The 19,036-nt window shown below is 69.8% G+C and carries 16 protein-coding genes; 7 read left to right on the top strand and 9 right to left on the bottom strand.

Features of this window, described 5'->3' with window-relative positions; all coding sequences use genetic code 11:
* The first annotated feature begins 25 nt into the window (after positions 1-25).
* On the top strand, positions 26-2,749 hold the full coding sequence (locus tag L3Q65_RS05110; protein WP_237598902.1) for a P-loop NTPase fold protein: 2,724 nt from the start codon (positions 26-28) through the stop codon (positions 2,747-2,749).
* A 62-nt stretch (positions 2,750-2,811) separates the two neighbouring features.
* Here the strand turns inward: L3Q65_RS05110 and L3Q65_RS05105 are convergent, their stop codons facing one another.
* From L3Q65_RS05105 to L3Q65_RS05080, 6 genes are all read right to left on the bottom strand, one after another.
* On the bottom strand, positions 2,812-3,657 hold the full coding sequence (locus L3Q65_RS05105; RefSeq protein WP_182896556.1) for an ABC transporter permease: 846 nt from the start codon (positions 3,655-3,657) through the stop codon (positions 2,812-2,814).
* A complete protein-coding gene (locus L3Q65_RS05100) occupies positions 3,654-4,637 on the bottom strand; it encodes an ATP-binding cassette domain-containing protein (protein ID WP_237598901.1) in 984 nt (327 codons plus the stop codon). Before L3Q65_RS05100 ends, L3Q65_RS05105 begins: the two co-directional genes overlap by 4 nt.
* A 24-nt stretch (positions 4,638-4,661) precedes the next feature.
* Entirely contained in the window at positions 4,662-5,231 is a 570-nt protein-coding gene (locus L3Q65_RS05095; RefSeq protein ID WP_182896558.1) for an NADPH-dependent FMN reductase, read from the bottom strand.
* An 882-nt stretch (positions 5,232-6,113) separates the two neighbouring features.
* On the bottom strand, positions 6,114-7,001 hold the full coding sequence (locus tag L3Q65_RS05090) for an ROK family protein (RefSeq protein ID WP_182896559.1): 888 nt from the start codon (positions 6,999-7,001) through the stop codon (positions 6,114-6,116).
* The gene (locus L3Q65_RS05085; RefSeq protein ID WP_237598900.1) at positions 6,998-9,880 is read right to left on the bottom strand and encodes a beta-mannosidase; all 2,883 of its coding nucleotides are present in this window, start codon (positions 9,878-9,880) and stop codon (positions 6,998-7,000) included. Before L3Q65_RS05085 ends, L3Q65_RS05090 begins: the two co-directional genes overlap by 4 nt.
* Complete coding sequence (locus L3Q65_RS05080) at positions 9,877-11,310, bottom strand: APC family permease (RefSeq protein ID WP_182896561.1); 1,434 nt, start codon at positions 11,308-11,310, stop codon at positions 9,877-9,879. The genes L3Q65_RS05085 and L3Q65_RS05080 overlap by 4 nt, the downstream gene beginning before the upstream one ends.
* A gap of 285 nt (positions 11,311-11,595) precedes the next feature.
* On the opposite strand from L3Q65_RS05080, the gene L3Q65_RS05075 reads away from it, so the two are divergent.
* The 4 genes from L3Q65_RS05075 to L3Q65_RS05060 all read left to right on the top strand — a co-directional run bounded on the left by L3Q65_RS05075 (position 11,596) and on the right by L3Q65_RS05060 (position 14,537).
* On the top strand, positions 11,596-12,132 hold the full coding sequence (locus tag L3Q65_RS05075; RefSeq protein ID WP_237598899.1) for a GNAT family N-acetyltransferase: 537 nt from the start codon (positions 11,596-11,598) through the stop codon (positions 12,130-12,132).
* A 1-nt stretch (position 12,133) separates the two neighbouring features.
* Positions 12,134-12,673, top strand: coding sequence for a GNAT family N-acetyltransferase (locus tag L3Q65_RS05070; protein ID WP_182896563.1), 540 nt, complete (start codon positions 12,134-12,136; stop codon positions 12,671-12,673).
* A 94-nt stretch (positions 12,674-12,767) separates the two neighbouring features.
* A complete protein-coding gene (locus L3Q65_RS05065) occupies positions 12,768-13,847 on the top strand; it encodes a DnaJ domain-containing protein (RefSeq protein WP_237598898.1) in 1,080 nt (359 codons plus the stop codon).
* A 39-nt stretch (positions 13,848-13,886) separates the two neighbouring features.
* Complete coding sequence (locus L3Q65_RS05060) at positions 13,887-14,537, top strand: DUF998 domain-containing protein (RefSeq protein WP_182896565.1); 651 nt, start codon at positions 13,887-13,889, stop codon at positions 14,535-14,537.
* Here L3Q65_RS05060 and L3Q65_RS05055 read toward each other — a convergent pair.
* The 3 genes from L3Q65_RS05055 to L3Q65_RS05045 form a co-directional block, all read right to left on the bottom strand.
* Positions 14,479-15,615, bottom strand: a complete 1,137-nt coding sequence (locus tag L3Q65_RS05055; protein ID WP_237598897.1) for a glycosyltransferase 87 family protein — start codon at positions 15,613-15,615, stop codon at positions 14,479-14,481. The genes L3Q65_RS05060 and L3Q65_RS05055 overlap by 59 nt on opposite strands.
* A gap of 102 nt (positions 15,616-15,717) precedes the next feature.
* Positions 15,718-16,380, bottom strand: a complete 663-nt coding sequence (locus tag L3Q65_RS05050; protein ID WP_182896567.1) for a response regulator transcription factor — start codon at positions 16,378-16,380, stop codon at positions 15,718-15,720.
* A 10-nt stretch (positions 16,381-16,390) separates the two neighbouring features.
* On the bottom strand, positions 16,391-17,569 hold the full coding sequence (locus L3Q65_RS05045) for a sensor histidine kinase (RefSeq protein ID WP_237598896.1): 1,179 nt from the start codon (positions 17,567-17,569) through the stop codon (positions 16,391-16,393).
* 138 nt (positions 17,570-17,707) lie between these two features.
* Between L3Q65_RS05045 and fabG the strand changes: the two genes are divergently transcribed.
* Both fabG and L3Q65_RS05035 read left to right on the top strand, forming a co-directional pair.
* Complete coding sequence (gene fabG, locus L3Q65_RS05040; protein WP_370648173.1) at positions 17,708-18,463, top strand: 3-oxoacyl-ACP reductase FabG; 756 nt, start codon at positions 17,708-17,710, stop codon at positions 18,461-18,463.
* Positions 18,464-18,468: 5 nt separating this feature from the next.
* Positions 18,469-18,921 (top strand): MaoC family dehydratase, encoded by a 453-nt coding sequence (locus L3Q65_RS05035; RefSeq protein ID WP_182896569.1) that lies wholly within the window; start codon positions 18,469-18,471, stop codon positions 18,919-18,921.
* Positions 18,922-19,036: the final 115 nt, after the last annotated feature.

Below are 19,036 nucleotides of genomic sequence, written 5' to 3'. Positions count from 1 at the left end.
GAGGTCGTGGAGGCCGCGGGCTGCTATGGCAGGCACACCCGCACACAACGACTCCGGTTATCTCGGTTCAGCAGGCGGGACCTCATGCCATGTGGTGCGCACGAACCGTCCGTGGAAATCCGGTATCGACTCCATCGCGGTCTCCGTCGGCAGCGGGCTCGGCAGCCTCGGTTATGTCGTCCGGGACCAGTTTCCGGACGCGGGCTGGGACTCGGTCGACTACGACGCGATCGTCCCGGAGCGGCCGGTCGTGCTGAATCTCGGCGGAACCAGCCGGGATTCGCTCCGGTTCGCCGTGCTCGTGACGCCGCATGAAGGCGGTGCTTCCGGCCCGCCGACCTTCCCCGCGATCGCCGCGGCCACCCGAGCGGGCATCCGGTACGCAGCGAGCACGAACTCGATCGCGCTCGGGTTGCCGCTGCTCGGCACTGGCAACCTCGGGCTCGGCGACGACGAAGTCGCCGCGGTGGTGATTCCGGCGGCGGTCAAGGCTCTCCAGGACACCAGCGGGTTGCGCACTCTCGTCTTCATTTGCAACTCCGAGGAGACGGAGAACGCGATCCGCGCGGCCTGGGGCCGGCCGGGAGTCCCGAGATTCTCCGCGGTCGAGCTGGCCGGCGGCGTCTCGAACGACCTGGTCGATCCGACGCTCGGCATCCCGCTCGAACGCGACCGGCTCGGCGTCGCGCCCTACGTGTCGATGCTGGCGACGGTGATCGCCGACCGGAGCACTCTGCCGCCGCTGTCGGTCGGGGTGTTCGGGGAGTGGGGAGCGGGCAAGAGTTACTTCATGGGGCTGATGCGGGCCGAGGTGGGCAGGCTCGCGGGGTCGGGCAATCCGGCTTACTGCGGCGAGATCGTCCAGATCGGGTTCAACGCCTGGCATTACGCGGATCGCAATCTCTGGGCCAGTCTCGGCGACGAAATCTTCCGGCAGCTCGCCGGTCCGGGCCCGAATGCGCAGCAGCGGCGGGACCAGCTGCGCGAGGAGCTGGCCCAACGGCTCGATCAGGTCACCGAACTCGAGGACGCGAAGCGTCAGGCGCGGGCGACTGCCGCGAAACTCCAAGCGGATGTCGACAAAGCCGCGCTGAATCGCAAGGACGCCGCGAGAGTCCTGATCCGGGCGTTGGGCGGCAGCCGGGAAGTGTGGCAGCGCCTCGGGATTCAGGACGAGGCCGAGCAGGGGGCGCTGCTCGTCGAGCAGCTGCGCGGCACGTTGTCCGAGGCCGAGGCGTTGCGCAGGTCGCCGAAGGGGCGCTGGGGCAAAATCGCGCTGGTCGTGTCCGTGGTCATCCTGCTCGTCGGGTTCTTCGCCGCCGCGATCGTGCCGGTGGCGCGGGAATGGCTGGCCGGGATCGGCGTCGGGTTCGCCGCGGCGGCGGGCACCGGGGTCGCGTTGCTGAGCCGCGCCCGGTCGGGATTTCGGGAGTTGCGCGAACTCAGCGAGGATCTCCGCCGCGGCATCGACCGGCGCGCGAGCAGGATGGTCTCGCCCGAGGTCGCCCGGATGCTCGAGGAGCTTCGGCGGGCGGAGACCGATCAGCGGGTCGCCGAGGCGCAACTGGAAGAAGTGGTGGCCAGGGTCGGCGAACTCGGCCGGGAGCTGACCGAGCTGACGCCGGGCCGCAATCTTTACGCTTTTCTGGCCGATCGCGCGCACGGCGATTCCTACCGGCGCGACCTCGGGCTGATCTCGACCATCCGGAAGGATTTCGAGCAACTGGTCGAGCTCATGGACGATTGGCGCGCGCACCCCGATTCGGGCGGCACCCCGATCGACCGGATCGTGCTGTACATCGACGACCTCGACCGGTGCAGCGCGCGTCAGGTGGTCGAGGTGCTGGAGGCGGTGCATCTGCTGCTCGCCCTGGAGTTGTTCGTGGTGGTGGTCGGCGTCGACCCGCGGTGGCTGACCCGGTCGCTGCACAGCCGCTACGACGGGATGCTCGACGATTCCCCGGAAGCGGGCAGGCTCGCTTCGCCGGAGGACTATCTCGGGAAGATCATCAACCTGCCGTTCGTGCTGCCGACGATGTCCGAGGGAAGCCTGCGCCGGCTGCTGCGGTCGCTGACCGACGACCGGCTGCTGGAGCCGGCCGGAGAGGAACGGCCGCGGACACAGCAGATTCCTTCCCCGGCCAGGACGCTGCCTGACCTGGCTCCGGACATCGAGGAAGGGTCCGAAGTAGACAGTCAGAGCCGTCCGGAGCGTGCCGCGGATCCGCCGCGTCCGCTCACGCCCGCGGAGATCGATCTGCTGTCCGAACTGGACGTGCTGATCAGCACCCCGCGCGAGGCGAAGCGGCTCTTCAACCTGTACCGGATGATTCGTGCGACCCGGGATCTGTCCGCTGCGTCGCATTTCCTCGGCGACGAGACCGAACCCGGCGACTACCAAGCGGTCGTGGCGCTGCTCGGTCTGCTCACCGCGCCGGGGCTCGTACTCGAAAAGGCACTGGACACGCTGCCCGATCCGGACCGGGCGATCACCGGCGGCCTCGTCCACCGTCCGCCGGATGCCGCCTGGGCCGGGTTCGTAGCCGATTGCGCACCGCGGCGACACGGCGAGGTCTGGCGGAACCCGGTCGCCGGAACGCTGTGCGACAACGAATTGCGGGACTGGCGTCAACTGCATCGCGGCCTTGCCCACGTGTCGGCCACGCTGCGCATCGACACGCTTTCCCGGTTCCAGCACTGGGTTCCGGCGGTCCGCCGGTTCTCCTACGTGCTCTCCCCCGCGGAATAGAGCCGCGACCCGCCCGGGAGGCCGCCCGGTTCACGTCCGGACGGCCTCCTGCCGAGCAGCGGTCACTTTCGGTTGTACAACCGCATTGTCAGCGTCCCGAACACCGCGGTCAGTGCGGCCGACGCGATCACCGTCCACGTGATGGCGCCGCCGTCCCAGGCTCCGGACATCATCGAGCGGACCGCGGTCACCAAGTGGCTGATCGGGTTCGCCGAGACGACGCCCTGGAGCCAGCCGGGCATGGTGGACGGGTCGACGTAGATGTTGCTGAGGAACGTCAACGGCATGATCACCATCATGCTGACGCCCATCACCGATTTCTCGGACCGCAGCAGCAGCCCGAACATCGTCCACACCCACGACAGCCCGAACGAGAACACGAGCAGCAGCAGGACTCCCGCGGCCACGCCGCCGACGCCGCCGTCCGGACGGAAGCCCAGGATCAGGCCGACGACCATGATCACCACGGACGCGATCAGGTACCGCAGCACGTCGCCGAGGAGATAGCCGACCATCGGGGCGGGCCGCCAGATCGGGAGCGTGCGGAAGCGGTCGAACACGCCCTTCTCGATGTCGGTGTTGACCGCGACGCCGGTGTACATCGTGATCATCACGACGCTCGACGCGAGGATGCCCGGCAGGAAGAACTGCAGGTACTGCGTGGGCGAACCGGCCAGCGCGCCGCCGAACAGGTACGTGAACATCAACGTCATCATGATCGGGAACGCGGTGACGTCGAACAGTTGCTCGGGCACGTGCTTGATCTTCAGCACCGCGCGCCAGCCGAAGGAGAACGAGGCGGACAGCGCGCTCGGCCGCGGCGGCCGTTCGGTGGAGAGCAGGACCGCGGCCAGGTCGTCCGGTTTCGGGGCCGCGAGGTCGAGATCGGGTTCCTTGACGGTGGTCACGCCGCCTCCTCGGTGGCTGTGCGGTCGGTGAGAGCCAGGAAAACCTCGTCGAGGCTGGGCTGGCCGAGCGAGAACGTGTCGACGGTGACGCCTGCCTTCGCGAGTTCCGCGAGAGCTCGCGACGCGCGATCGGCGGCGGCTTCGTGCGCGTCCGACGACAGCCGCGCGGTGATCGCGACCGGGTCGGGATCCAGCTGCACGGTGGCGGACAGCGCGCGTTCCAGCACTTCGGCGGCGGTCGCACGCTGGTCAGCGTCTCGCAGTCGCAGGTGGACGGCGCCGACACCGACCGAGGCCTTCAGCTCGCCCTTCGTGCCCTCGGCGATGACGCGGCCGTGGTCGATGACCGCGATCCGCGACGCCAGCTGGTCGGCCTCGTCGAGGTACTGCGTGGTGAGCAGGACGGTGGTGCCCTGCGCGACGATCGCACGGACGATGTCCCACACCTGATTGCGGCTGCGCGGGTCGAGCCCGGTGGTCGGCTCGTCGAGGAACAGCAGGTCCGGCGTGTTGAGGATGCTCGCGGCGATGTCGAGCCTGCGGCGCATGCCGCCGGAGTAGTTCTTCACCTGCCGGCGCGCGGCGTCGGTGAGCCCGAACGCGGCGAGCAGTTGCGCCGCCCGATCGCGCGCCGCGCCGGTGCGATGCCCCAGCAATTTGCCCAGCAGCACCAGATTCTCTTGCCCGGTCAGGTCTTCGTCGACCGAGGCGTACTGGCCGGTGAGGCTCACCCGGCTGCGCACGGCGTCCGCCTCGCGCACCACGTCGTGGCCGAACACCCGTGCTTCGCCGCCGTCCGGGCGGGACAGCGTGGCGAGCATCCGGACGGTGGTGGTTTTGCCCGCGCCGTTGGGCCCGAGGACGCCGTACACGGTTCCGGCGGGCACCACGAGGTCGACCCCGTCGACCGCACGGGTCTCGCCGAACACTTTGACGAGCCCGGAAGTCTCGATCGCCGGTTCCCCGGCAGCGTTGCTCATGTTCTTGTCCTTCCCCTCAGTTCTTCATCCGCGATACGGCCGCGCGCGGCGGCCGTCGCGCAGCGCGAGGCCCCACCAGATCAGTTCGTCCAGGAGAGCAGAGGCCGCGTGGCCTGCGGATTCGCCGTGCGGACCCGCGCCGGGGTCGCCGCATTCGTGCTCGAGCAGGTCGAGACACACCGAATCCCGCACCGTCGCCGTGTGCAGTTCGGTGAAGACATCCCGGAGGTGCTCCACCGCGTAGCGGCCGCCCGCGCGGTAGCCGTAGGAGACGAAGCCGACCGGTTTGGCCCGCCATTCCTCGTACGCGCAGTCGATCGCCTGTTTCAGCGACGCCGGGAAGCTGCGGTTGTACTCGGGCGTGACCACCACATACGCCTCGGCCGCCGCGATCCGCTTCGCGAACCCGGCCATGCCGGCCGTCGGCTCGGCCGGCAACCGGGCCGGGATCGCGAACGTCGCGAGGTCGAGCACGTCGAGCGCCACCCCGCCGTGCCCGGCGGCCCGCTCGACGAACCATCGTCCGATCTCGCCGCCGACCCGGCCCTCCCGGGTGCTGGCGACGAGCACGGCTACCCGCAGCTCCTCGTCCACACTTCTTGGGCGCCAGATCGGTGCGCGGTGCTGCCAGGTTGGATCTAGCGGGTGTTTTGGCTGGTCAGGGGGATGGCCGGGGAGCGGGTGGCGGCTGCGGAGGGCGGAGGGCGGAGGGGGCAGGAGACCTAGCCGCGGTCTGGCGCGGCTGGTGGCCGGACTGCGTGGTCGACGGCGGGCACGGAACCCTCGGAACGCGGAGGGAAGTTCGCCGGGCCGCGGGGCGAGTAGGAGCGGGCGACGGCGGCCGGGGGAAACGGCAGCAGGGGCGCGAGACGCAAGCTGGCACGGCTAGCAGCCGGGCAGTTCGGCGGGCAGGCGCTGGCACGCTAGGGATTCAGGCGCCACCGCGGCCGGTTGCGGGGCGAAGAGGCGCGGATCCGGCGACGAGTCGCGCGGCGAAAGACGGCAGCACCGACGTGGGGAAGAACACCGCGGGCAGGGAACGTCCGGCGGGAAATCGATACGGCTCGGCGAAGGGGAGACTCTGGGTTGACCGGCTCGATTACTGCCGAAGGACGGGCAAGTTCGCTGAATTCACCGACGCCAGCAGGAATTCCGCATGGGTGCCGGCCGACCAGGCGCACGCCCGCGAACTGGTGGCCTGTACGGAGGCCACCGCGGCCCGCGAACGGCTGCTAGCCCGCCGCGGTTGGCGAATGCGATAGGCCACCGCGCCGGGCGAACGCAGAGGGCGAACATGGCCAGCCACAGCAGCTGGCGAACACGACAGGTCATCGCGCCTGGCCATCGCAGCAAGCAAACACGGCACGCGAACAGCTGCTAGCCCACCACGGCTAGCGAACCCAGCCAACAAACCCCCTGTCAAGTTGGTACCCGTGACCGGCGAAGCGCAGAAACGACCCCGCCGGTCACGGAGGCTCACTCCCGCAGTGCCAAAGCCACCGCGCCCAGCAGCGAAGCGTCCTGGTCGAACCGCGCGGGCACCAGTTCCGGCGGGAACGGCACCGCGGCCGCCAATCGTTCTCGTAAAGCCGGGAGCAGCACATCGGCCGACCGAACCAACCCGCCGCCCACCGCGATCCGCGAGGGGTCGAAGGCGATCGCCAGGTTGGCCACGTGCATGGAGAGCTCGTCCAGCGCCGAAGCGACCAGTTCCTTGGCGTCGGTATTTTCCCGCGCCAGGGCGAACAACTCCCCCGCCGTGACCGGGCGGCCGAGCAACGCGGTTGCCCGCGTGCCCAGCCACCGGCCTCCGACGGCTTCTTCCAGCGGCGCCGCTCCGCTGGCGAACCCGTCGGCGTCTTGGGGGGTGCGCAGGTTGTACCCGATCTCCCCGGCCGCCCCGTTCGCGCCGGTCAGCAGGCGGCCGCCGACCAGGACCGCGGCGGCGATTCCGGTGCCAAGGGAGAGGAAGACCGCGGGGTCGGCTCCCTTCAACGTGCCCCAGGTCCATTCCGCCAGTGCCGCGGCTTTGGCGTCGGTGCCGACCGCGACCGGAACCTCGGGGAAGGCCGCTGACACCAGTTCGGCCAGACGGAGTTCTTCCCAGCCGGGCACGTTCGGGGCCAGCAGGATCCGGTCCGGCAGCACGATTCCCGGGCTGACCACGCCGATCGCGGCCAGCGGGGAACCGGAAACCAGCTCTTCAGCCGCCGCCAGGGCCCGCGTGACCACCTGTTCGGCGCCTGCTTCGGCGTCGGTGTCCAGGCGGCGGGTCGCCCGCAGCGTGCCGGTCCGGTCGGACAGACCCAGCGCCACTTTCGTGCCGCCGAAGTCGATGCCCAGGATCAGGTCTTCCGATGTCACTCGCGGGTCCCCTCGATGACCGGCGGGACAGCTCCCTGGCTGTCCCGGTGCGGACCGGCGGGCGCCACGACCCTGCCGGTGTTGAACCCGTCGACGCTGACGGTCGGGGCCGCGCCGTGGAGGTCGGCGGCCCGGTAGCGGACGGTCAGCGTCTGCGACTGGCCCGGCCACAACGTGATGTCGTTGTCGTCCCAGGTCGCGGCCGGCAGCTGCGACCCGTCGGTGGAGCGGCGCAAGTCGGCGCGCAGGAAGAAGCTGACCGCGGAGGTCTTCGACGTGTTGGCGACCGTGACCGTCGTCGCGGTGTCCGTGCCGTCCGGGCCGCGCGACGGGCGGGTCGACGCGGTCACGCCGACCTGCGACTTCGGCAGATCGCGCAGGGCGGTCAGATCGCTGTACTGGCTCATCGTCGCCTGCGGGTTCTGCAGCGTCTTCGCCCAGTCGACGACGTCCTTCTGCGTCGACATCCAGTAGACGTTCCGGTCCACGACCTTCCCCGCCTGGCGCACCTGCAACTCGACGAAATACACCTGCGCCTTCGCGGGCGCCTTCGTCTCCGCCGGGACCTTCGGCTTCAGCAAACCGGTCGCGACGCCCTGGCTGTCCAGCGAAACCGCCGGAGCGGTCTGGTCGTCGAGGACCTTGCCCGCAGTATCGTACACCTTGGCCTGCACGGAAATCCCGTTCTGCCGCGCGGCGCCAAGGTTGGACAGCGCGACCGTGCCAGTGTCATAGGTGTACAGCGCGTGCAGCGGCTTGTTCGCTTTCTGCGCACCGAAATACGCGCCCGGCTGGTCGCCGTCGTTGTTGTACAGCGCCCACAGCAGCGTGGGCCAGCCCTTGTTCAGCTGCCAGTACACCACCCCGGTCGACGGGTTTTTCTTGTCGTTGGCGTGCGCGAGGAACGCCTCGAACTGGGAACGGGTGTTCTCGTAGTTCGCGATCTGCGCGGACTCCACATAGGACTCCAGCGAATCCCATTTCCCGTACCGGCGGAGGATCGACTCGTCCAAGGTGTACAGCGTGCCGAACTTGTAGCCGCCGTGCCCGGATTCGTAATTCGCGTGGTACTGGTTGTACCCCGGGTCCTGCCACAGCTTCGCCTGCTCCTCCGGCGACAGGAACCGCCGGAGCGAATCCAGTGTCGGCACGGTGTGCCCGGCGCTCTGTTCGCTCGCGAAACCCCACGCGCCGCCCGCGTTCGTGCGGCTCGGGTCGGTCTTGTCGAAGGTCGACGAGTCGTACCAATACGTCGGCGGGACCCAGTCGTACGGGCCTTCCTTCTCCCCCGACGGGCCGAGCGTCTTCGTGCTCTTGTACTCCGCCGACGCGATCACCGGCACGTCCCAGTCGGCCGCCTTGAACGCGCTCAGCGTCTCGGTTTCCTGCCGCGGGATCGGTTCGTTGTCGCTCCAGCCGTAGGTGATCACGCTGGGATGGCTGCGTTCGGCCTGCGCGATCGAATACGCGGAATCGTGCATGATCCGGTAGTCGCGGTCGGTCAGTTTCTCCGGATGTTCCGGCTGCCAGGCGTCGCAGCAGAGGAATCCGCCGAGCACCAGCAGTCCGGCGCGGTCGGCCTGTTCGTAGAAGTCCGCGGGCATGTCGTGGCCCTCGAGCCGGACGCCGGACAGGCCCATGTTCTTGATCAGCGCGAGCTGATGGGCGATGTCGGCCTTGTCGTAGCGCAGGAACAGGTCCGGCGCGAAACCGCCGCCGCGGAACACGAAGTCGCGGCCGTTGATCGCGAACTTCCGCGCGCCGTCCGGCAGCGCCGGGGATTTGCCGATCAGCTTCGACGTCACCGTCCGGATCCCGAACGTCTCCGAAGACGACGTCGACACCACGCCGCCCTGCGAAACTGTCGTGCCCAGGGTGTACAACGGCTGTGCACCCATCGAGTACGGCCACCACACCTGAGGCTTGACGATCTTCAACTGCGGGAACTTCGCCGGCGTGAACGTCACGGTTTGCTTGGTGTGCGCGGGAATCGTGACGTTCTGCCGCACCACGATCGGCCGGTCGCGCCCCGGCGGCGTGACGGTCGCGGTGACCTCGCCGGTCTGCGGCGTGCCCGCGTCATTGGCGACGTCGACCTTCGCGGTCAGCGAGGACGTCGACAGATCCGCCGCGTTGTCCTGCACGACGTGCGCGTTGTCGCCGCTCAGCGCGTCCGACAGTTGAAGCGTGGGCGGGAACTGCAGGCCGGTGTTGTTGTCCGGCACGATCTGCGCCCAGTCGGCCTGATCGAGCGTGTACATCGAATTCGGGTCGTTCGGGTACATCTTGACCGCGAGCGTGTTCCGGCCCGGCCGCAGGAGTTTCGTGACGTCGAAGGTGTGGCCCGCGTACGCGCCGCTCACCACGTCCTTGCCCGCGACGAGCGTGCCGTTCAGCCACACGTCGCCCTCGCCGACGACGCCGGGGATGGTCAGCTTCGCGTTCTTGCCCGGCCGGAAACCGGGGTTGAACTCGGTGCGGAACCACCACGGGTCCTTGAACTGCTTCGTCACGACCGGTCCGCGCTTCGACTGGTAGCCGAAGCATTTGCGCATGTTGTCCGAGTAGAAGACGTCCGCGCACTTGCCGTTTTGCACCAGCGCGTTGATCTCGGTGCCCGGCGCGCCCGCGTCGTCCGGCTTCACCTTCAGCCAGCCGCGCGTCGGGTAACCGGGCTTCGACACCGCGGTGCCGTCGTCCTTGACCTGCGCGGTCGTCAGGACCTGCCAGCCGTCGAGGCCGATCGCCGACCGGCCTTGCGGACGGGACGCCGCGGTTTCCGGCTGCTGCGCGGAATCAGCAGCAGAAGCAGTCACGCCCGTCACCACGCCGGGAACGAGGACCAGTGCGGTGATCCCGGCGATCAGCGGTTTCCTCACGACTCCGCCCCCGCCGGTTGAGAGGCGAACGCCTCGCGGATTTCCTTGGGACCGAACGGCCACACCTTTTCCTTCGAGGCATAGACCGCGAACGCGATAAGGCCCAGGACGATCCAGGCCGCCGTCAGCCACTTCGACAGCGGCGTAGCGGAATAGAAAACGTAAACCCACCCGAGGCACGCGATGATCGTCGGCACCGGATACAGCACCTGCCGGTATGGCCGCTTGAGGTGCGGCTGACGGCGGCGCAGCACGACGATCGCCGCGACCTGCGCCAGCGACTGGATGATCACCAGCACGGTAACGGCCGCGTTGATCACGTCAGTCAAGGTGAACAGCGAACCGATCGCGGTGATGACGCCCATCGCGAGCACGCCCGCGGTCGGGAGGTTCAGCTTCGGGTGCAATTTGCCGAACACCGGCAGGAAAACCTTGTCCCGCGCGGCTTCGAACGGCACGCGCGACCCGCCGAGCAGGCCCGCGAACACCGAACCGACCGCCGCGATCACGATGAAGACGGTGACGATCTTCGCGGTCACCGAACCCCACGCCTGCTCCAGCACCGACGACGCGACGGACGTCGCGTTCTTGAGCTCCTCCAGCGGGGTCGAGCCGAGAACGCCGACCTGCAGCAGGAAGTAGAGCGTCATGATGCCGAGGATCGAGAAGATGATCGAGCGCGGGAGCGTGCGGCCCGGGTTGCGGACCTCGCCGCCGAGGTACGCGCTGGTGTTGTAGCCGAGGTAGTCGTAGACGGCGATGACGAGGCCCGCGCCGAGGCCGGACCAGAACGAGCCGCCCCAGCTGAAGGCCCCCGGGGTGAAGTCGAACGCTTGGTGCGCGTCGAAGTGCGAGAAGGCCGCGATGATCACCGCGAAGACGGCGAACAGCATGACCAGGAACAGCGCGGTGGTGAGCTTGCTGATCTGGCCGATCCGGCGGAAGAGCGCGAGCACGATCAGCACGACGAGGCCGATGCCGATGACCTTGCCCAGCGGGGTGACGCCGCCCGCGTCGGTCACGCCCGGCACCAGGTAGCCCAGGTACTGGACCAGCCCGATGATGCCGGTGGACATGATGAGCGGGATGAACAGCACCGCGCTCCAGGCGAACAGGAACGGCATCAGCCGCCCGGAGCGGTACTGGAACGCTTCGCGCAGGTAGATGTAGGTGCCGCCGGCCCCGGGCAGCGCCGCGCCCAATTCGGCCCACACCAGCCCGTCGGCGAGCGCGATGATCGCGCCGATGATCCAGCCGAACATCGCCTGCGGGCCGCCCATGGTCGCGACCATCGCGGGGATGGTGACGAACGGGCCGATCCCGCACATCTGCGTCATGTTGATCGCGGTCGCCTGCAGCGGCCCGATCCGGCGTTCGAGACCGTTCCCCGGAAGGGTCGCGGAGTCCCCCGGGCGGGTGGGTGAGCTCACGTCGTGCCTCCATCCAATAGTTAGTAAAGCTTCTTAACATAAGATGAACGGGGTGCGGAAGAGCTGCGTCCGGAAAGTTGCCGAAACCGGTGCGGGAGTGGGAGAAGGGGACGGTGGGGCGCGGGCCCGGCGGACGAAGCGCGTCCGGGCGCGGGCGGGCGGTTCCGCCGGATGGCGCCGCTGACCGGGAGCCTTGCGACGAAGCGGCGGAAAACCGGCTGACGGGCGGACCTCGCGGCTGCCAGACTGCTTCCCGTCGTCCGCCGATCCGGGAGCGTTCGCGTGATGTCCCAGCCCGTCTTGCACACCGAACGCATCCGGCTGGTGCCGTTGTCCGCCGGACATCTCGAGCATCTGGTCGAGCTCTCCGTGGACCCGGAGGTGATGCGGTACCTGGCCGGCGTGCAGACCCCGGAGCAGTCAGCGGACGAGCTTCGGCGAACCCTCGCGTACGCCGGCAGCGGGATCGGGTGCTGGGTTGGCTTCGTCGACGCCGCTTTCGCCGGTTTCTGGTCCCTGCGGCCGGGTGAATCCGCGGGAGAGGCCGAATTGGGCTACCGGATGCTTCGCGAGTACTGGCGCAAGGGACTCGGCAAGGAGGGGGCGCGGGAGATGCTCCGGCACGGGTTCCGCGACGTCGGGCTCGACCGCATCTACGCGAGGACGGCGGCGCTCAACAAGGCCTCGCAGGCGACGATGGCCGCGATCGGGCTCCGGCACGTCCGGGACTTCGTCGCCGACCCCGAGTACTTCGCCCCCGGCGACGACTTGCACGCGGTGGAGTACGCCGTCGGCCGCGACGAGTGGCTGGCCCGGAGCTAGCGTGTCCCAACCGATCCTGCGCACCGAACGCCTCCGGCTGGTCCCGTTGTCCGCCGGGCATCTCGAGCACGAGGCCGAGCTTTCCGCCGACCCGGAGGTGATGCGGTACCTGGGCGGCGTGCGGACCCGGGAGCAATCGGCTGAAGCGCTTCGGAAACTGCTCGCGGACACCCGCCTCGGCCTCGGCTGCTGGGCCGGGTTCCTCGAAGCCGGTTTCGCCGGTTACTGGGCTCTGCGCCCCGGCGAGACTCCGGGAGAGGCCGAGCTGGGATACCGGCTGCTCCGCAAGCACTGGCGCAAAGGACTCGCCAAGGAAGGCTCGTTCGAACTGCTCCGGTACGGCTTCCGGGACGTCGGCCTGGACCGGATCTTCGCCGGGACCGCGACGGGCAACAAAGCCTCCCAGGCGGTGATGGCCGCCATCGGCCTCCGGCACATCCGCGACTTCGTCTCCGACGACCCCGGCTACTTCGCTCCGGGCGACGACCGGCACGCCGTCGAGTACGCCCTCGACCGCGCCGAGTGGCTGGCCCGGGACTAGCGTTCACTCCGGCGCGCCGCGGAGGCGGATGGCACGCCGCCCCGGCGACCCCATATCGTTGCGCGGGCAGCCGTCCGGAGGTGGAACCCGAACCGTGCCCGACTACTACGCGGTACTCGGCGTGGGGAAAACCGCGTCCCCCACGGAGATCAAGGCCGCCTACCGCCGGCTGGCCAAGACGCTGCACCCGGACGCGGGCGGCACGGTCGGCACCTTCCAGCTGTTGCGCGAGGCCTACGACACCCTCGCCGACCCCAACGAACGCGCCCGCTACGACGCCGGCGTCCCGGCCGCCTCGGTGCCCAAACCGCGGCCGCGGCGGCGGTTCGGCGAGCAGCCCGGCTACCGCCCGGAAGCGCCGGACATCGATCCGGAAACCCTGGAGTGGTGGTCGTTCGCCGCGGCCGACCCGCGGATGCGGCACGGACGGCGGCGCGGGCCGGGGCACACGGCGGTGGTCGCGGCGGTCGCCGGCACGGTGCTGGTGCTGTTGCCGCTGCTCGCCGGGATCGACTTCACGCCGCCGGTGCTGATCGTCTGGCTCGCGCTCACCGCGGGCACCGCGCTGCTCGTGCACCGGCTGGCCCGCGGCTTCCTGTCCGCGCGCCGCGCCCGGCACGAGTTCGCGGAGGAATTCGGCGCCACCGCGGTGTTCGGCTCCCCCGGCGCCGAGGCCGACGAACTGGCCGAACAGCTCACCGCGGACCTGCTGGAACGCTATCTGACCCGGTTGCCCGGCGCGCGCATCTTCCACGGTCTCGCGTGGCCCGGTTCGGTCTTCGCCGACGTCGACCACGCGGTGCTGTGCGGGAAACGCCTGGTGCTGGTCGAATCGAAGCTCTGGCTGCCCGGGCACTACGAAACCGCCGAGGACGGACGGCTGCTGCGCAACGGCCGCCCGTTCCGCGGCGGCGGCAGCCAGCTGGAAGAAAGCCTGGAGCGCTACCGCGAACTGCTGCCCGGCGTCGCGCTGCGCGGCGCGATGATCGTGTACCCGAGCCGTGACGGCGAGGTCACCACCGCCGAAGCGGACGGCGAACCCGGTCCGCCGATGACGCCGGAGCAGTTCCTGCACGAAATCGGCGGCTGGCTGTCCGCCGAACCGTCCACTGTGGACCACAACGCGCTGCGCACGGTGCGCGCGCAGGTCACCGGGTCGGGCCGGGCGGCCTGACTCACCGGGGACATATCCGGCACGTGTCACGCTGAGTACATGACGACCGTGTCCGCAGACCGCCGCCCCGTCCTGCTCGCGCTGGCCGGGATCGCCGCGCTCGCTCTCGGCGCCGTGCTGATGCTGCTGTTGCAGGTGGTGCCGCCCACCGACGAGATCAGCGCGACCCGGCGGACCATCAGCGAATACGGGCTGTCGGACCGCAAATGGGTGTTCGACCTGGCAGTCGTGCTGGTCGCGGCCGGTTCGGCGGTCGCGTTCGCCGTGCTGCGGCTGCAACGACGGCTGCCGGTCCTCGCGGCCGTGCTCGGAGCGTTCTGGACGGCCGGGCTGCTGGTCATCGTCGCCTTCCCGAAGACCGACTGGACCAACGCGGCGGCGACCGGCGCAGGCGGCACGCTGCACCGGATCGCCAGCGTCGTCGCCTTCGTCTGCCTTCCGCTCGCTGTGCTCGTCTCGGCGCGCACGGCCTTTCCGGACTCCCCGCGCCGCCGGTTCCTCGCCCGCGCGCTCGCCGTCGCGTCGCTCGCCTGGTTCGCGGTGATCCTGGGCGCGGTCGCCGTCGCCGCGCTGACCGACCAGCGCTGGTGGCTGCTGATTCCGCTGGGTCTTGTTGAACGCGGGATGGCGCTTACTGAACTCGTCGCGCTGGCCGCGCTAGCCGCCCCCGCACGAGCATCCGGACAGTGAGCACCGCGCCGACAGCCAATGCGCTCAATACATAGGCGTTGCCGAGCACGGTCTCGACCGGATTCCACGACAGCTCCCGATGCCCGCCCTCGGGAACCACAGCCAGCGCGATCCCGCTGAAAACCGCTCCGGCGCACATCAGGGCGGCCCGCCTGCCGGAAAGCAAACCGATCAGCAGTACTGCCCAAATCCAGTGGTGCGTCCACGAAAGCGGGCTCACCAGCAGTCCGCACCCCGCCGTCACGAGCAGCGCGGCTCGCTGATCGCCACGCCGATGGAACTCGCGGACCAGCAACGCACCCGCCAGCAGGCACAGCGCCGCGAACGCCGCGTACCAGCCGAGCGAGGTCGCGCCGAGCCTCGCGAACATGCCGTGCAGGGACTGGTCGAGTACCCAGTCGACGGTTCCGGCGTTGCGGTTGTCCAGCATCGCCGATGTCCAATACCGGATCGAGTCTCCCGGCAGGATCAGCGCCCCGGCCGCGCTCGCCCCGAGGAAGGTCGCCAGCGCGCGCCAGGCTTCGGCGCGGCGGCCGGTCAGGAACAGGTACGGGACGAAAATCAGCGGGGTCAGCTTCACCGCGGCCGCGAGTCCGATCAGCACCCCGGCGGATCTGCGGTTGCGGACCGGCAGCGCATCCAGCACCACCATGGCCATCAGCACGCCATTGATCTGGCCCAGCGAGATCATCCGCCACACGGGTTCCAGCACCGGCAGGAGACAGAGCGTCAGCAGCGGTCGTTCGCAGGCGAACCGGCGCGTCACCGACCAGAGCGCGAGCACCGAGCCGACCGCGAGCAGCAACCACGCGAAATGCCCCGGAAGCACAGCCAGCGGCAGGAACAGCAACGCCGCACTCGGCGGGTACGTGAAAGGCAGTTCCAGCGCGGACTTCGGGTCGAGCGCGAGCAAGGGTTCGTAGAGCGGCTGTCCGCGCAGCACGGCCAGCGCACCGGCGCGATACACCGCGCTGTCCACTCCGAGCGGTGCGCCGCCGAGCCAGCGGACGACGGCGACCCCGGTCAGCGCGGCGATCGCCGCCGCCAGCCCGAGGAGAATATTTTTCTCTTGGCGCACAAGGGAAAGCTAGGGAGACCAGGGACTCGGAATCGTCGGTCCGCGGAGCGGTCTTCGGCTGCTCCCCCGGTAGCGTCCCTCGCGGCGAGTGCTACCGGCGTATCACTGGCCCGGCACCACGAACTTCGCTTCGTAGGCCAGCACCACGGCTTGTGCGCGGTCGCGGACCCCGAGCTTGCCCAGCACCCGGCTGACGTGCGTCTTGGCGGTTTGCTCGGCGATCACCAGCTGCGCGGCGATGTCCGCGTTGGACAGTCCGCGCGCGATCAGCCGCAGCACCTCGAGTTCGCGCGCGGTCAGTTCGGACAGCCTGCCGACGTTCTGCGTCGGCGGCCGCGTCCCGGCGAACCCCTCGATCACCCGGCGGGTGACCGCTGGCGCGAACAGCGCGTTGCCCGCCGCCACCATCCGGACCGCGACGACCAGATCGTCGAGCGGGGAGTCCTTCAGCAGGAACCCGCTGGCTCCGGCACTGAGCGCTCCGTAGACGTACTCGTCCGCGTCGAACGTGGTCAGCACGAGCACTCGCGGCCCGGCGTCCCGTCCGTCGCCGAGGACGAGCCGGGTGGCGGCCAGCCCGTCGAGGCCCGGCATCCGGATGTCCATCAGGACCAGGTCCGGGCGCAGCGCGCGGCACGCGGCCACCGCCTCGGTCCCGGTGGCCGCCTCGCCGATCACCTCGATGTCCGGCTGTGCGTCCAGCACCGCGCGAAAGCTCTGCCGGACCATGGTCTGGTCGTCGGCGATCACCACCGTCACCGCCATGGCTTTCCCCCTAGTCCAGCGGAACGGTCACGACGACGGCGAACCCGCCGCCGTCCCGTCGTCCCGCGGAAAACGTACCGCCGAGCGCCGCCGCGCGTTCCCGCATCCCGAGCAGTCCGTGTTTCTCCCGGCCCGCCGTGTCCTCCGGAGCGCTCGCGACGGCACCGGTGTCCTGCACGACGAGCCGCAGCTGTCCCGGACCCACGTGCACGACCACCTCGACCGGCGCGCCGGGAGCGTGCCGCACCGCGTTGCTGAGCCCTTCCTGGACGATCCGGTACGCCGACAGCCCGACGCCCTGAGGCAGCCCGCGGTAATCGCCGCGCAGCTCGAACCGCACGTCGGTGCCCGCCGCGCGGACGCGTTCCACCAGCTGTTCGATCTGGCCCGCTCCGGGCTGGGGCTCGGTCTCCTGGCCGGCTTGCCCGGCGCGCAGCAGGCCGAGCAGCCTGCGCATTTCGGTCATCCCGTTGCGGGCGGTGTCCTGGATCGACCGGAACTCCTCGCGCAATCCGTCGTCGAGGCCGGGGAACCGGTAGCGCGCCGAGTCCGCGCGCATGGCCAGCACCGACATGTGGTGCGCGACCACGTCGTGCAGTTCGCGGGCGATCCGGGCCCGTTCCTCCAGCACCGCCCGGCGGGTGGACTCCGCCTCCAGCTCGCGTTCGGCGCCGCGCAGCCGCGAAACCAGCCAGCCGAACGCCAGCGGCGCCGCGAGCAGCACGGAGATCACGACCAGCTCGCCCCGCACGTTCGCCAGCAGGGCGCTGACCCCGGTGGAGATCAGCCAGACCCACGCCAGCACGCCCGGCCGGTGGTTGCGGCCGACCGCGGCGAGCACGGGGATCGCCGCCAGCGCGAACCCCTCGGTCCACGGCCAGCCGAACCGGGCGTGGATCCCGTACAGCTGGTCCGCGCAGCCCACGACGACGATCAGCACCCGCCAGGCCCACAGCGGACGCACCAGGGCGAGCCCGACCGCGAACATGGTCAGCGCGGCCGCCAGCACCCGCAGACCCTCGTTCGCGCGGTCGGCGGGAAAGAACGCGAGCACTCCGGCGACGACCGCCGCGAGCCCGGTCAGCGCCTGGTGCGTGCGGCCGGGCGCGACCGCCGGACCGCCGCCGCCGGCGACTGCCTCCCCCAGCGCACGACCCGCCGCGGCGAGCGGCGCGCTCGTGATCTTCATCGGCGGCGACACTACTCGCTGGCCCCGACATTCCGGCCGCACGCGGCGAACCGCACGTCCGAGGTCTCGCGAAATTCTCGTACTAAGCGTACGCTTAGCGCCGCTGCCGAACGCTTTCTCGACGATGAGGAGATCCCCGTGACCGCTTCCCGTGTGGCCATCGTGACCGGCGCAGGCCGCGGCATCGGCGCCGCCGTAGCCCGCCGCCTCGCCTCCGACGGGTTCGCCGTCGGCCTGCTGGACCTCGACGAGGCCGGGGTGAAACAGGGCGCGGAGGCGATCGCCGCCGACGGCGGCCGCGCGGTCGGCGTCGCGCTGGACGTCAGCGACGCCGAGCAGGTCGAGGCCGCGGTGACCCGCGTGGCCGAGGAACTCGGCGCGCCGACCGTGCTGATCAACAACGCCGGCATCACCCGCGACAACCTGCTGTTCAAGATGACCGAACAGGACTGGGACTCGGTGCTCAACGTGCACCTGCGCGGTTCGTTCCTGATGACCCGCGCCGTGCAGAAGTACCAGACGCAGGAGAAGTGGGGCCGGATCGTCAACCTGTCCAGCACGTCGGCGCTGGGCAACCGCGGGCAGGTCAACTACTCCGCGGCCAAGGCCGGCATGCAGGGCTTCACGAAGACGCTGGCGATCGAACTGGGCAAGTTCGGCGTCACCGCCAACGCGATCGCGCCCGGGTTCATCGCCACCGACATGACCGCGGCGACCGCCGAGCGCGTCGGCATGAGCTTCGAGGACTTCAAGGCCGCGGCCGCCTCGCAGATCCCGGTGCAGCGCGTCGGCACGCCCGAGGACATCGCGAACGTCGCGTCCTTCCTGGTCAGCGAGGGCGCGGGATTCGTGTCCGGCCAGGTCATCTACGTCGCCGGCGGACCGAAGGACTGATCTCGATGCGCGTGTTCTCCGATGTCGCCGAACTCGCCGAAGCAGTGGGCGGGCCACTGGGCACGAGCGAATGGCACACCGTCTCCCAGGAGCAGGTGCAACTGTTCGCCGACGCCACCGGCGACCACCAGTGGATCCACCTCGACCAGGAAAAAGCGGCCGCGGGCCCGTTCGGCGCCACGATCGCGCACGGGTTCCTCACGCTGTCGCTGATCCCGGCGTTCCTGCCGGAGATCTACCGGGTCGACGGCCTGAAGATGGGCATCAACTACGGCCTCAACAAGGTCCGGTTCCCGCAGCCGGTGAAGGTGGGTTCGCGGGTGCGCGGGACCGCCGAACTGGTCGAGCTGACCGACGTGCCCGGCGGCAAGCAGGCCGTGGTGCGCTGGACTGTGGAAATCGAGGGCGAGGACAAACCCGCCTGCGTCGCCGAGATGGTTTCCCGGCTCATCCTCTGACCGTCCGCCCGCGCCCCAATGTGGCATTGGGTGCATCTGACGCACCCAATGTGGCATTCGGTGCGTCTCACGCACCCAATGCGGCATTGGGGCGACCGCCGACCTCGCACGAACT

The organism is Amycolatopsis sp. FU40, from assembly GCF_021903635.1.
Lineage (GTDB): Bacteria > Actinomycetota > Actinomycetes > Mycobacteriales > Pseudonocardiaceae > Amycolatopsis > Amycolatopsis dendrobii.
Note: the sequence above shows the minus strand (reverse complement) of the source record. Positions and strands in the feature narration are given on the sequence as shown.